This window comes from Streptomyces sp. NPDC005899 (assembly GCF_040629645.1).
Taxonomy (GTDB): domain Bacteria; phylum Actinomycetota; class Actinomycetes; order Streptomycetales; family Streptomycetaceae; genus Streptomyces.
In genome coordinates, this window is the sequence record NZ_JBEXWB010000159.1 from 1 (window position 1) to 14,026 (window position 14,026).

10 protein-coding genes and 3 pseudogenes are annotated in these 14,026 nt (G+C 69.3%); 6 read left to right on the top strand and 7 right to left on the bottom strand.

What is annotated here, in order from left to right:
• Positions 1-119 (top strand): annotated as a pseudogene (locus ABZ371_RS18680) (IS5/IS1182 family transposase); the annotation flags it as partial.
• Positions 120-446: 327 nt separating this feature from the next.
• Here the strand turns inward: ABZ371_RS18680 and ABZ371_RS18685 are convergent.
• From ABZ371_RS18685 to ABZ371_RS18695, 3 genes and pseudogenes are all read right to left on the bottom strand, one after another.
• Positions 447-545 (bottom strand): annotated as a pseudogene (locus tag ABZ371_RS18685) (IS5/IS1182 family transposase); the annotation flags it as partial.
• A gap of 325 nt (positions 546-870) precedes the next feature.
• Positions 871-1,176 (bottom strand): hypothetical protein, encoded by a 306-nt coding sequence (locus tag ABZ371_RS18690; protein WP_358680581.1) that lies wholly within the window; start codon positions 1,174-1,176, stop codon positions 871-873.
• Positions 1,177-1,606: 430 nt separating this feature from the next.
• A complete protein-coding gene (locus ABZ371_RS18695) occupies positions 1,607-3,310 on the bottom strand; it encodes a type IV secretory system conjugative DNA transfer family protein (protein WP_358680583.1) in 1,704 nt (567 codons plus the stop codon).
• Positions 3,311-3,432: 122 nt separating this feature from the next.
• On the opposite strand from ABZ371_RS18695, the gene ABZ371_RS18700 reads away from it, so the two are divergent.
• Positions 3,433-4,374, top strand: coding sequence for an ADP-ribosylglycohydrolase family protein (locus ABZ371_RS18700; protein ID WP_358680606.1), 942 nt, complete (start codon positions 3,433-3,435; stop codon positions 4,372-4,374).
• A gap of 104 nt (positions 4,375-4,478) precedes the next feature.
• On the opposite strand, the gene ABZ371_RS18705 is transcribed toward ABZ371_RS18700, so the two are convergent.
• On the bottom strand, positions 4,479-8,090 hold the full coding sequence (locus ABZ371_RS18705) for a hypothetical protein (RefSeq protein ID WP_358680586.1): 3,612 nt from the start codon (positions 8,088-8,090) through the stop codon (positions 4,479-4,481).
• 167 nt (positions 8,091-8,257) lie between these two features.
• Positions 8,258-8,974, bottom strand: coding sequence for a hypothetical protein (locus ABZ371_RS18710; RefSeq protein ID WP_358680589.1), 717 nt, complete (start codon positions 8,972-8,974; stop codon positions 8,258-8,260).
• 892 nt (positions 8,975-9,866) lie between these two features.
• On the opposite strand from ABZ371_RS18710, the gene ABZ371_RS18715 reads away from it, so the two are divergent.
• On the top strand, positions 9,867-10,388 hold the full coding sequence (locus ABZ371_RS18715; protein WP_358680592.1) for a GNAT family N-acetyltransferase: 522 nt from the start codon (positions 9,867-9,869) through the stop codon (positions 10,386-10,388).
• 484 nt (positions 10,389-10,872) lie between these two features.
• Here the strand turns inward: ABZ371_RS18715 and ABZ371_RS18720 are convergent, their stop codons facing one another.
• Positions 10,873-11,310: a hypothetical protein gene (locus ABZ371_RS18720; protein WP_358680595.1), complete on the bottom strand. Its 438-nt coding sequence runs from the start codon at positions 11,308-11,310 to the stop codon at positions 10,873-10,875.
• A 221-nt stretch (positions 11,311-11,531) separates the two neighbouring features.
• Positions 11,532-11,915 carry a hypothetical protein gene (locus tag ABZ371_RS18725; RefSeq protein WP_358680598.1) on the bottom strand — a complete coding sequence of 128 codons (384 nt, stop codon included), beginning with the start codon at positions 11,913-11,915 and terminating at the stop codon, positions 11,532-11,534.
• Positions 11,916-11,980: 65 nt separating this feature from the next.
• Here ABZ371_RS18725 and ABZ371_RS18730 point away from each other — a divergent pair, with 65 nt between their 5' ends.
• From ABZ371_RS18730 to ABZ371_RS18740, 3 genes and pseudogenes are all read left to right on the top strand, one after another.
• The gene (locus tag ABZ371_RS18730; protein WP_358680600.1) at positions 11,981-12,241 is read left to right on the top strand and encodes a hypothetical protein; all 261 of its coding nucleotides are present in this window, start codon (positions 11,981-11,983) and stop codon (positions 12,239-12,241) included.
• A gap of 884 nt (positions 12,242-13,125) precedes the next feature.
• A pseudogene (locus tag ABZ371_RS18735) lies at positions 13,126-13,305 on the top strand (IS110 family transposase); the annotation flags it as partial.
• 35 nt (positions 13,306-13,340) lie between these two features.
• On the top strand, positions 13,341-13,667 hold the full coding sequence (locus ABZ371_RS18740) for a hypothetical protein (protein ID WP_358680603.1): 327 nt from the start codon (positions 13,341-13,343) through the stop codon (positions 13,665-13,667).
• The last annotated feature ends 359 nt before the right edge of the window (positions 13,668-14,026 follow it).

A 14,026-nucleotide genomic window follows, 5' to 3' on the forward strand; every position in this document is an offset into this window, starting at 1 on the left:
TGGCCTGGCTCGCCGGCTGCCGCCGCCTCCACCGACGCTACGAACGCAAAGCCGACCACTTCCTCGCCTTCACCAGCATCGCCTGCACCCTCATCCGCTTCCGCAGACTCGCCAAATGAGATGAATTCTAAATCAAGCGGTTCCTTTCAAAATTGGAAGGAAGCCCGGCGCTGAGCGGGTGTTGACCTACTGCTGTCCCCTCATCCAGCGGGCCGAACCGCGAATGCTTCCACCAGTGCGCGGTTCGGCTCGCTGCGGGGAATGCGTGGACGGCTGAGGTCATCGGCGAGTTGCCGGGCACGTCGACGGCCGTACGTAGTGCCTTGTCCCCCTGCCGCTCTTCTTCCACCTGCCCTTGCGCATGCCGTCCCAGTACCAGCGGTCAGCGGGGGGGCTGCACCAGGTCCAGCCGCCGGGTCCGTACGCACTGTGCGGGGAGATCATCATGGCAGCGGTGCCAGGTCCTCCAGGCGGTCCAGGGTTAGTGCGAGCAGCGGGGAGTCGTGCCGGTTGGCTCCGGCCAGGACGCGGCCCAATGGAATGCCCATGATCGCCAAGACCTGTGCCTGCTTTGCTACCGGGGCCCCCATCGTGCCTATCTGCGCGGCCTCTTAATCTTGGGACCATCCCCGCGGGCGCGGGGAGCACACCCGCAACCTGTGGCCCGCCCTCACCGAGCAGGGACCATCCCCGCGGGCGCGGGGAGCACTCTTTCTGAACTGCGAGTTTGTCATTCGGGATGGCCCTTGCGCATAACTTTCGCCAATTCCGGCGAAACGCTTTTCTTTCCTATATCCTGACAAATTCCAACGGCCAGTGGGGTATCGAGAAGGCGCACAGGGATACGTGGGCAGCAGCCACGAACTGGGCTCATGTCGGCAACTCTGCGCCGTAGGCCTGGCGAAGCATTTCGGCTGCGGCCGGATGGGCCGCAGGGCCGTTCATGGCCTCTGAGGAGTCCAGGTAACCGTCGAAGTCGTACTCGGCCCCAGGAGGCACCGGGGGTGCGGCCGGCGGAGCCTGATGCGTGCCGGTGGCGCACGCTGCCAGCTGCAGGCGTGGGGTGAAAGCGTGCAAGGTGTTGATCCAGTCGGCCTCGGCCAGCTCCCGGCCCGGGGCTTGCTCGCCCGCGTACGTACGGATCCATCCGGCGTACAGGGCTGTCAGGTGCTCCACGACCGGAGGGTGGCGGTACCAGCATGGAGGGATGCTGTTGTGCAGCTCGAAGGTGGGGCGTAACCAGTCAACCCAGGATGCAAGTTTCTCGAAGACGCTCTTGCCTGTCGTCCGGCTCCATGGCCGCCCATACCCACCGCTGCGGCTCGGACTGCATCTCTGACGCCATAGTCGGCCACAGTGAGGCCGGGTTGGCGAGATCTGGCACGAGTGGTGCCTGCTTTCTGGTCAGCGCTTCCCGAAGGTTGCGACGGTGCGGTGCGGTCCGGTGATCCGAAGGGCGCGCGGCGCGATGCTGCAGGCGCTGCCGCGCCGGTCGGACCAGCAGGCGGGCCTCGCAGGTTCATGCCGACACCGCTGGGCAGTGGCACGCATGCGTCGGCCGCCTCCAGGCAGGGCGTCGCCGCGCCCCTCTGCGCCGCCCCGCCCCTCACCCGATCAACCATGGGCGCCTGCTTTTCCGATGCGCGTCCGGCTCGTCGGAACCGGCCCTCCCTACGGGAGACGCAGGGGCGGCCAGCAGCCTCTTGAGGTTCTTGTCGCGGAAGGTGAGCCGCATTCTGACCTTGATGGGCGGCTGATTCGAGTACTGCGCGATCGCGGTGAAGTCCGGCAGCTGTTGCAGGGAATGCACCGGAGCGAGGTCAGTCTCGGTGGCTGAGGTGTTCGTGGAGTACTCGCCGCGCGATCGGCCGTGGGAGGTCCTCATCACCTCGGTCCGTCCGTACAGGCCGGAGAAGTAGCGAAGCGTCTCGAGGTCTCCGCAGCCGGGCAGCAGCATCCGCAGGCCGCTCGCGGAGAGCACCGTGTTGGCCTTCTGGGTACCGAGACGGTCCCGCAGCTGGGAAAGGTCGTGCCAGACCGTCAGGACGTCGATGCCCATGCCGCGGCCAGTGGTCAGGATGTTCGGCAGCCTCGGGTAGCGCAGCATGTTGCCGGCCTCGTCGACCATCACGCCCAGCGACGGGTCGAGGGGCTTGCCCGTGCTGTTGTAGCGGACCTCGGCGCCGTGGATGATCGAGGCGATGATCGAGGTCAGCAGCGGGGCGAAGCGCTCGGCGTCGGCCTCGGAGGCGATCAGGCAGACGGTGCCGTTCCGGTCCAGCAGGTCTTCGACGGTGAAGTCCGTGCCGACACACGTCTCGCGGACCTCCTCGTCGGCGTAGACGCGGGCGAGCACGTTGAGGGTGAACTGGATCGAGCCGATGCCGTCCTCGTGGAGCCGTAGCCAGGGAGAGGCGTAGTCGTCGGCGACCTCGTTGTAGCCGTGCTGCAGCAGGACGGCACGGACATGGTCGAGGGCGTCCTTGCCCAGGCCGAGCCACCGGCGCATCGCCACCACTCCCCCGCCGGACAGGTTGGAGGCCAGCAGAACGCCCTTGAGGACGCTCTTGGCCTGGTCGACCCACGGCGCGGCGCGCTTGTTGTCACCGGAGGAGGATGCCTCTGCCATCCACGACGCCATCCGGTCGGCGGCCTTCGCGTCGGTGCAGTAGTCGACCGGCGACCACCTCTGGGTGGGCCGGCCGGGGATGCCCGCCGGGGCGATGACCCAGACCGGCCCGAAGCAGCGACGGCGCGCGTAGATGATGTCGAGGTCGGCGGCCTTGGTCGTCGTCACGACCAGAGGTCCCTGCCACTCGGCGGCGTTCGGCAGCACCAGACCGGTTGTCTTCGAGGACCCGGGCACACCGAACACGGTGGCGCTGATGTTGGGCTGCGCGGCCACGATCTTCTTGGTGCGCATCCCGCGTCCTGCTGTGATCCGGTTGGCGCGCCGGACCGGGTCCTGGGGCGCCTGCAGCCTCCGCTCCACCTTGACTCCGCCCCATTGGGCGCCACCGGTCCGGCCGCCGCGGTCGAAGAGGCTGACGGCTTTCACGACCAGGAGGAGCACGCCCAGGACCAGTACGACGGTCAGTACGTAGAACAGCCAGCTGGGCGGCGCCGGGTCGTACGCCGCGTCGGGTCCCCGCACCAGGGACGTGAGGACTGTGCTGGGAATGCTGTCGGTACGGGTCGCCCACCCGCGTCCGGAGAGCACCGCCGCGGCCGGAGCTGCCAGCAACACCGCACCGCCGACTGAGGTGGCCGCGCCGATCCCGTAGGCGGCGAGCAGGGTGTTGTCGTCCAAGCCCGCGCTGGACCTGGTACACCGTGTCTGCCAGCAGCAGACCCGCATTCGCCGACCCCAGGCCCGCGTTTGCAACCGCAGGCCCGCACAGGGCCGCGCGGCACAGATAGCCTGCGTCGATGATGAAGCGGATGCAGCGGACCGCCGGTGCGATCGTCGGCTCAGCGGTGGGCGACGCCCTGGGCGCCCCCTTCGAGTTCGGCCCCAAGGGAGCGTTCTCCGCGCGGTTTCCCGTGCCTGGTGCCGACGGTGAGATGTGCGGAGGCGGTGGCTGGGATCCAGGCGAGGCGACCGACGACACGCAGATGGCCGTCCTGGTCGCGGAGTCGCTGCTGGAGCGGGGCGGACTCGATCTGCCGGACATCTTCGCCCGTTTCCAGCGGTGGGCGGCGTCAGAGCCGAAGGACATCGGCTTGCAGACCGAAGACGTCCTGACCAACGGCATGCCCTGGGACCTCGCCGCCGCGATCCATTTCCAGGTCAACCAGCGAGCGGCGGGAAACGGCTCCTTGATGCGGGCATCGACCTCCGCGGTCCACTTCGCTGCCGCCGGCCAGGAAGCCACCATGGACGCGGCCCGCCGGATCGCCGCACTCACCCATGGTGACCGCGCGGCCTGGGAGGGCACCGCGATCTTCCACGAACTCATCCGCCTCACCTTCGAGGACACCGATCCCCTTGCCGCGCTGCCCGATGTCTTGGCCCTTGTCCACCCCGACCACCGCGGCCGCTACGCCACCGTCCTCGCGCCCGACTGGCACCCCGAGCGGGCCACAGAGTTCAACGGCGCCGTCTGGCCCTGCCTGGGCTCCGCCGTCTGGGCCCTGCGCACCACCACTAGCTTCGAGGACGCGATACGCGCGGCGATCAACCTCGGCGGTGACACGGACACCGTCGCCGCGGTGACCGGAGGCCTCGCGGGCGCGTACTACGGGCTGGACTCCATCCCGGCCCGCTGGACCCAGCCGCTCCATGTCCCCCTCCCAGGCTTCGGCGGACGGGTACTCCACCTGGCAGATCTGCTCCACCTTGCACACCGCCTAGTGAAGGAGGCCTGTCCATGAAACAACCCTGGTAGCCGACAGAAAATGGCGAGCGGGCGGCGCGCTGCACCCCTGGCTGGCACCGTCCGGTTCTCCCTGCCCGGCATGCTGTGCTGCCCGCCGAGTCACCACGGCGTCGCAGGCGAGCCCGCCTCGATGCCGTAGCACCGCAGGCGCTCGGCCGCGCCACGGTCGCCGATGGTCTCGTAGTGGGTGACGAGGAGACCGACAGCTCCCTCGGCCCCGGCGTCAACTGCTCGATGCAGCAGAGCGGTCGCGGTGGCCGTCCGGCTGTGCAGGCGGGCCAAGGCGAGCAGTGCCTGCACGCTCCCCAGGTCCCGGGCGCGCTCGTACAACGTGAGCGCTTCGGCGCGAAGTCCGCGCTCCTCGCACATACGTGCGGCACTCAGCAAGACGGGCGGAGCTTCTTCAGCCTCTGCGCCGTGCCGGAACTGCTCGGTCGCTCCGGTGGCCGCGTACGCTGCAAGCAGGTAGCTGTCGCCCCTCGGAGCCGGCCCCACGTCACCGGCCGGCTGCCCCTCCAGGGCATCGACCAGGCGGGCGGCATCCCCGCCCTCCCACAGCTTCCGCTTCAGTGCGCCGATGGTCTGTGACTGCCCGTACCGCAACATCGCCAGCGCTAGCGTCAGGGCATCATCGACACGCCCTTGGCGGTACCAGCGGTGGGCCAGGTAGAAGCCGGGGCCTTCGTCGCCCTGTTCTGCGGCGAGCAACGCCTGGGTACGGGCGGCCGCCGAGTCGCCGGTGGAGTCGTAGTACTCAGGCAGCCCCCACAGACACTTGACGTGTCCGCCGGCGACGGCGTCGGTGACGGCCTGGTCCCGGCGGGCGGGATCCCCGGCGTCGTGCCAGAGTTTCGCAAGATCCTTCCAGGCGTCATGCTGACCCAGCTCTGCTGCTCGGCGGTACGCGGCCGCCGCCGAACGCACATCGTCCTCGTACTCCGCATAGAAGGCACCGAGCAGTTGCCAGGTCTCGCCATCCTCGGACCGCACGGCTCGGCCGATGGCGTGCTCCTGTCCCTCGCTGTCGCCCGCGGTCCGGGCTATGAGCGCGAGCAGTACCCAGCCGTCCGGGCGGCCGCAAGCGATCGCCTGGTCGGCGGCGGACGACGCCGACTCGAGATCGCCGGCCTCCCAGAAGCCACCGGCCGCTGAGACGAGGTACTCCTCCTGGTCCGGACACGACCCCAGGGCCAGCAGGGCCCGGGCGGCTCCGACCTGGTCGCCCGCCTCTTCGCGGTGCGCGCACAAGCGCCGCAGTGCCTTGCCGTAGCCGTGTTCGGAGACCGCGCGACAGCCCGCCTCCTCCGCTCGTCGGGAGTCCCCTGCCTCCTCGTAGAGGAACATCAGGTCCTCGTAGGCCCCGGGAGCGCCGAGGCGTTCCGTCCCCTCCAGCAGGTCGATGGCGTCCTGGAGGCGGTCCTGCTCCGCCAGCCGTCCGGCCTCGGCGAGGATGACCTCGCAGTTCCCCTCAGCCGCGAGCCCGCGGGCGAAGAGCAGGGCCTCGGCCGAGTGTCCACCGCTACTCAGCGCGTAGGCGAAGTTGCCCAGCTGCCAGTCACCGATGCGCCGGCCCGCGCGGACTGCGTCCTCGACATCGCCGAGATCCAGCAGCGTCGTGGCGAGCGCGGCCCATGCGTCGGCGGAGTCGACCGACTCCGCCGCCCTCCGCTGCCAGCCGGCCGCCTCCCGAGGCTTGCCGGCTGAGTTCAGCCGCTGCGCCAGGAGCAGGGCGGGGTGGGTGTTTCCCAGTTCCAGCGCCTGGTTCGCGGCCGCCTCGGCGTCGGCGAGGTGCCCGGCCCGCCAGTGCAGCGAGACGAGCAGTTCGTGCACCGGCGCGCAGGGGTCGGCACCCAGTGCTCGCCGTGCCAGATCGGCACTCAGACGGTAACGGGCTCGCTTCTTCGCGGCCTTGGCGAGCGCCTGCAGGCCGGCCGGGGACGGAAGGTGGGTGACGGCGGCTTCCCACCAGGTGTCCGGTGGGCAGTCCAGTACGTGCCGGCGCGAGATCTGCTGGCGTAGGTAGTCCGCCAGCCGGTAGGTGTCTCCGTCCGCCCGCCGCTGTTCCGGGCCGGTCACCAGGGTGGTCAACGGGCCCGGAACACCCCTGCACGGCTCGCCCGCGTCAGCGAGAGCCTGGATCAGCCATGTTTCGGACCATCGGCTGCCTCTGGTCCGTTTGTAGGACTCGGGCAGCAGTGCCCATGCGGCGGCCGACAGGAACGGCTGGGTGACATCGTCGGAGTAGCCGAGCCGGGCGGTGTCGACAGCCGCGTCGATCAGGGCGCGGATCTCCGGACCACCCTGGTAACGGGCCAGCAGTTCCCGGCCGCCGGCCAGATATTGCGTGGCCTCGTCCGGACTGGCGGCGATCGCCTCGGCCAGGCGCGGATCGCGTGCCGTGGCCGCCTCGACCATGGCTGCGGGCACGCTGCGGAAGCCGACGTCCTCGATGGGTATCTGGCGGTCTTCGAGCAGACGCTCGGCAGGGTTGTCGTGGTGGGTGAGGTCCCTGAGATGCTCCGGCCACAGGGTGCCCAGCACCAGGACCGGGCCACGGCCCGCATCGTTCAGCAGGGCGTGCAGGGCGCGCGCGGCGGGGTCGTCGTCCGCATTGGTGAGGTAGCGCTGCGTCTCGTTGAGCCACAGCACCGTACGAGAGAGGGGGTGCTGTGCGGTCAGCCCCTCGACCAGTTCGTGGGCGCTCGGAGGGTGCCACACCCTCCAGGACGGGTCGAGGAGGGAAAGCGCCTCGAAGCACGCACGCGTCTTGCCGGTCGAGGAACCGCCGACCAGAACGCCGAACCGGTTGCGGCCCTCTGCCGCCTCCCGCACGAGAGACCGAAGCGCCAGGTCGTGCGCGCGGTCGAGGTAGCGCGGCAGGGGCTCCAGACCAGGAGTGGACACGGCGGAGTGGATGGCCGGGTGGACGCCCAGCGCGGACGCCTCGTGGACGTGGTCACCGACCGGGAAGGAGGGGATCGCACGCGGTACCTCCGGCGGGTCGCTGTCCCCCGCACTGATCATCAGGCGCCGCAGGGTGGTGTACGTCCGGTGCTCCGGGGAGGTGGGCCGAGCGATGGTGGAGTGATCTCCGGGCAGCGCCCGGGCATCGGGGAAGGCGTGCTGCGCGGAAGGAGCCGGCACGATGTTGTCGCTCTCCCCGGCGTAGACGGAGAAGGGAATGGGACAGGTGCGATCGGTGACCGCGCGCGCGTGGACCACGTCACTCATCACCTGTCGCACGGTGTCGTTGACGGTGCCGTCCAACGGGCGCAGTTGGCGCTCCTGCGGGTGGCGTGACCCGAGGACGCTCCGGCGCAGGGACAGGAAGATCTCGGAACCACTGGTCGGGCAGGCGAGCAGGACGATCCGCCTGATCCGCGCGAGTTCACGCCCACGGCCTCCGGTGAGCATCCGGGTGAGGTAGCGCTGGACGATCAGACCGCCCTGGCTGTGGGCGACGAGCATCAGGCGGGAGAAGGGTTCACCTTCGGTGTCCAGGTACTCCTTGAGGCTGTCCGCAGCCGTGTCGAAACTGGGGAAGGTCCGGGTCGGACTGATGCGCTTCAAACCGGTGGAGTAGGAGAAGGGCAGGGGCTGGACGAAGTCCAGGCCGGGATCGGCCGCGATCAGCTCGGTGAGCGGATCCCACATGGCGGGCTTGGACCGGATTCCGTGCACGAGGACCACACCCAACCGGTGCTTCTCCACAACGACCTCCCCCAGTACCGACCGGAGACCACAAGTTAGCCGCTCGGGCCGGACCGCGGATCGGGTTCGGCCGATCTCCCGGCCGCCCTCGCCCGATCTGTGACGCGCTACCGCCATAGCCGACCAGGCCGCGTTCGCAGTCAGCCCCGGCTCGTCGCCATCTGCGGTCAGACCGGGCCGTCCATCCCGCCCCGGGAGGGTCCTGTCCGGCCCGGTGAAAGCGGCCGGTATCCGGGTGTCCCGCCGGCCTCGACACGAGCACCGCCGGTCTCGTGCGCCTGGCGGAACTCCGCCCGCGCCCGGGTCTCCGACCGGTGCAACGACGGATGGTGCTCAGCGATCCGGACGCGCAGTGCCTGCTCGGCACGTGCGACGGCGACGACAGCCCGGTGTCCGGCGGCCTTCCCCCGGGCGGCGGCCGCCTGGCCGTGGGCGCGGGAGGCACGCCGCTCGTCGCCTGTGTCGATCTGCTGGATGCGGGCGGGCACCATCGTCCCGCGCATCTCGGTGAGTCGGATGGCTTGGGCGTCGACGTCCGGGGCCTGGAGCTCGATGGCGCCGAGCCCCGTGGCGTACGGGCTGCTGCGGATCATGCTCCATGCCGCCTCAGCCGCACGGAAGGCCGCGGCCCGCGCTTCGGCGGCCTCGCTCAATGCCGTAGCGCGTTCCTGGGTGGCTTTGAGGGTGAGTTGCCGGTGCTCCGTGCGGGACGTGCCCGCCAGGCGCAAGGCGATCCAACCCTTGCCGTCGGCGGCCGCCAGGATGCGCAGGTACTCGTCGGCCTGGGTCGCGACCTCGGCCGCGGCGGTTTCGCGGGCCCGCTCGGTGAGCGCGCCGGCGAGCTGTGCGTCGGCGCGGTCGAGCAGAAGGACGACGGGCGCCATCTCGCGCTGCCCCCGGGTCTGGCCACGCGCTCGACCGTCCGCGATGTCCTACCGGCGGCATCCCACCCGATCCGGCACGCCTGCGTCAACGCGTCCCTGCTCGCTCCGGCGGGACCGACGACCGTGTCGATGCCGTGCTCGCCGATGAGTAGCCGGCTCACCGCCGCGCACTGCTCGTCGGACAGGTGGTAGCCGACCGCGGCCTGGAAGACGCCGATCGCTGCGGCGGCCTGGTCGGCGGTCACCATTACCCAGTCCTCGCCGTGGCGGATGAGCGCCTGATTCCTGACGCACGCCTCCGCATCCAGCGTGTCCCGGGTCGTGTACCGGGCGGTCGACGTCATGACGGTGGACCCGTAGTCGGGCACGCGAACCGCGTGTCCGGCCAAGTCAAGGATGTCGTCGGCGAGCTCGTCCAGACGGCCGGGCGTGCCGTCCAGGCCGTACGCCAGCGCGTTGCCGACGGCCGCGAGAAGTTGAGCACGGCTGAACGTCTTCTCACTGTGGGTGAGCTCACCGCGAAGCCCAGCGGACCGACAACAGCCACGTCCTGGTCACCCGCCAGGCGAAGGTCGGCCAGGGACCGGCGTACACCGGCTGAGTCAGCCACATTCTCGACGACTGCGGCTTCCCGCCCCGCATGATCCGCTGCACTCGACTACTGGACCTGGTCAACGCCATGGACCCCGAACTCGTCGCCGCAGCGTCCGGCACGGACCCCGAAGCCACCATGATCTATCTCGCCGACCATGTCGATCCAGGCCGACTCCCAAGTCACTCGAAAACCGCTGGCGAGATCACGTGCCGAACATGATGATCGAAGACTCATGTCACACGGTCTGGGTAACGGCTCGGATCATGGAGCAGAGGGGAACTCACATTGATCAGGCGCGTGCATCTGCGTCGAGTGGACGAAGAGATCCTCCAAGAACTTCTCTTGGTGGCCGTCAACGACGCGGAGCCCGTCGAGGTCATGCCACCCGTGGCGGGCCCACCAGGTTGGACGACGAAGCGGCAGGAAGCCTTTCTGGCCTGGCATCGGGCTCGCCAACCAGGACTTACCGGTCCACTCCACGAGTGCACATTCGCGATCAGCAACGACGGAAGAATCGTGGGATCAGCGCGGCTGGCCTACCACGGCAGCCACGATGTCCTCGAAACAGGCATGTGGCTTGCCCGTTCCGAGCGCGGAAGCGGAATCGGCACCGCCACCCTCCGAAAGCTCCTCGACGAGGCCGCGAACGCCGGTGCGCGTGCTGTGATCGCCGAAACCACGGCCGACAACGCCGCCGCCCTGGCCGCTTTACGCCACAACGACGCAAGACTCACCACGCACCAGGACAGCACCCACGTCCATGCCCAGCTGGCACTGGACGAGACACGGCCACCCCCGCCCGCCTCCCCGAACTCGTGAAGTCTCGGCAGCGCCTGGCACAGGTTCGCCGGAACATGTGCGTTGTGCCGAGGGACTCGTCGGAGGCGATCGCAACGCGCTTCCGGTCGGAGACGTAGCGCCGGACCATCTGGTAGGAGGCGTCGACGCTGTGCTCCTCGACCAGCCGGTGAGAAATCCGGGTGGTCCCCCGCCGGCCGCAACGGCCCGCCCCGCCGGGTCGCTTGACCAGTCGGACAGCTTCTGCGGCTCGGGGAGGCGAGGTCGTTGCCACGGAGGTCATGGGACGCGGATCTGCCTGACCGGACGTCCGTACGCCTGGCAGTACAGCTGTCCAACACGCCAGTCGGCGGGCCGGCCCAGGCGAGGTGCTGCGGGCTTAGCCCAGGCATGCCTCGGCGACTATGCCTCTTCCGGCCTGACTGACCGATGGAGGGGCCACGGCGTCACCGCGTCCAAGGGCTCGGCACTCCCCTCCTCGGGCGGCGCTCAGGGCGGGGAGCTCTCATATCTCCGCGTGCACGTATCCGCTACAGGTCCCGTTGACGATTGCCTTGCTGGACCACTCGCCTGCGCACACCTTGAATTCCACGCTGTCGTACTCGGTGAGGTTCTTGTTCTGGTAGCGCCACCAGTCCGCACCACCGTTGTTCCATATGGTGCCTTGACGCGTCACTACGGATTGGCTGTCAACCATCCGCCAGACGATCACGGCGGAGTGTCCGTCGGACTGCCTGTCCAGGATGCTGAACCAGTCCCCCACGTGAGCGAAGCAGCCCTGGGCCCGGTCAGCCGACGCGCACGCGGAGGGGCTTGTCCCCGCGGGCCACTGGGTGTCGCCGGCCACGTCGACCTCGACGGTGACAGCGGCGGCCTGACCGATCGTTAGCAGGGTGGCGGCGGCCATGCCGCCCAGGACGGTGGCGATCCGGGATGTACGCACTCTGTCTGCTCCTCATGAGATGTGTGCTGAAATCGAGCAACAAACTAAGGGATGTCCCGTGAAGATCCAACCCTCCGCTTCCAGTCTGGATCGCTGTCGATGCCCCTGAGGCAACGCGCCAGCATGCAGCTCTGAAGGTTCGTCGGGATCACCGGTGCGGGCAGGGCTGGACCCGGACTTCGCAGGTCACCGATTCAGGTGTTGTGACTGGGGTCGACCGGCTACGGGGCTGCCTCGCGGAAGAGGGTCAGGAGGGCGTGCGCCTGCGGGGCGCCCGCGTAGAAGAACTGCGTGGCCAGTGCGGGTGGCACGGCGGTTCCATGCATGCGGACCTCATGGCAGCTGAAGCAGAACGCCGCCTCGAACAGCGCCAGGTCGAGAGTGTCCGCGTACGCCCGGACGCTCCAGCCCGGCGAGAAGCCGCAGCGGTGCTGCTCGCTGCCGGGCAGGCTCTCGATCAGGGCCAGGACGCCGGCTGCCTCGCTCCCGATCAAGTGGGCGCCCGCCTTGCCGGGATACGGGGCGCCCCCCTTTGTCGGGAGTTCGGAGATCCTTACGACCTCCAGCAACACAGTGGTGGCTACGGCTTCGGCGGGGAGCTGCATGTGCGTAGTCTGCCCGCGTCCGGGACCGGGGCGCTGCGCCTGCCTCTGAGGACGGTGCGCTCGCCATGCTCGCCCTGGCCTTCCTGACCGCCGTCGCCGCCGACGCGGCCCCCGGCCGACCCGCTGGCCGGAACTTCCCGACTCAGGACAGCGACCCGATCTCCCTGACCGTCCCTGAGATCCGCCATCTGCTCACCGCGGTCTTCGCCCCGCCAGCCGCGACCGCAGCCAGGCTGCTGCACTGGTCCATCTGGCGCAGACGCCACCAGGCAACAGCCCGGCGCGGCCACTACAGACGGCGGTCTCTCGACGAACCTGCTGGATAGGCCACGAAACCAGACTGGAGTACTGAACCACCTGGTGCTACTTCCTCTGGTACCTCAAGATCCCAGTCTCCAGGTGTCCACGATCAAAGGGAAGCTTCAAGTGCGGCTTGCCCGGCGAACCGGGCAGCGGCGGGTGATGCGGGCCGAGTACGACCCGCAGAAGTGGACGCTGGCCGAGCGTGAACGCGCCAAAGCCGCTGAGCTGACGGCGCTGGGCTTTGGGCGGGTGTCGGACAGGACGGTGCAGAAGATGCGCCTGGCGTACCGCAAACAGGAGCTGTGGGGGCTGGTGGACCACCGCTCCACACGGGGGCGAAGCGGTGGCGGGCGCCAGGACGAGCGGGTCGTGGCCGCGGTCAGGGAAGTACTGCGCGGACAGCGGGGGCGCTCCAAGGGCACCGTGAAGGGGCTCATGCCGCTGGTCGCGCGGCTCCTCGAGGACCGGCACAGGGGCGCCGTGGCGATGCCGTCACGGGCCACGTTCTACCGCCTCGTCCATGGGATCGCCCACCCGGCGGACCATCCGGCCACCCGGGTACGGACGGTGCCGGTCACCGACGACGGACGCGGATTCACCCCGACCGTGGCATTTAGGCGCGGGCGGCCGCAGCCGCGACGATCCAGTTCCGGAACTCGACGGCGTAGTGCCGCAGGTGGTGGTCCAGGACCTCGTCCGGGCAGGTGACGGGGAAGTAGACGGTGAGGTTGGAGGTGAAGCCGTCGGCGGTGTCGCCGAACTGGATCAGTGCCCGCCCGACGACGGTTCCGTCCGCCAGGAACAGGTGGTCTTCAACAAGCAGCTGCCCGACAGCGAGCCGAAGCCGCGGGTCGTCTGCGTCGGTCTTCGCCTCGCCGGGATACAGGTCGGCGATCCGGCGCATCGCGAGTCCTGGCAGGCCTCCAACCGGATACGCGGCCTGCTCACCCAGTTCCACCCCAGCCTCGAACGCTTCCTGGGCCCCCGCCTCGACCACCAGGCCGTCACCTGGCTCCTTGAACGCCACGGCTCCCCGGCCGCACTACGCAAAGCCGGCCGACGCCGCCTCGTCGAGCTGATCCGCCCGACAGGGCGACGGATCCCGACACGGCGGTGGCCCTCGTGGACAAGTACATCAAGGAGAACAACGTCAGAATCGGGATGATTTGGCTCGACGTGGAGGGTCCGGGGTCGTACTGGGGCAGCAGCACCTCCTGCAACGCCAGCACGATCCAGGCGTGCATGGACGGCTGCAAGGTCGCCGGCCACAGCGTCGGCGTCCACACCAGCGAGAGTCAGTGGGTCCCGATCTGCGGGGGCTACACCGGCGCCAGTGACCTGCCGCTGTGGTACGCGCACCATGACGACGTGCAGTCCTGCGCCGGTTTCGCCACGTTCGATGAATGGACCCGCCCCACCCTGAAGCAGTACAGCGGCACTGTCGCGTGAGGGCATCCAAGAACCCGTACGCATTGCCTCCGGCGGCGGGCGGCGGCTCTCCCGCAGGCAGTACACGCAGAGCTCCGCGCCGTCCACGAAGGGCTGCTGACCGCCGGGTGCGTCCGGTCGGCCCATCGGAGTTGCCGATGGCCCCGGCCTCCATTGCGATAAGAGGTAACGGCCTGGGCGGGAGTTGTCCGGCCAAGTTTTCTGCGGATGTGCTCCGGGGTGATTCTTCTTGGTTGTGGCAGCGGTTGCCGGCGCTGTGGCGATCGGCCTTCCGCGGGCGCGTTTGTCCGGCGAGGCCGACTGGCGCCCGCGCGGGGGCGCCCCTGGTCCGCAGGACACCAGCAGCGCACCGGGCTGCC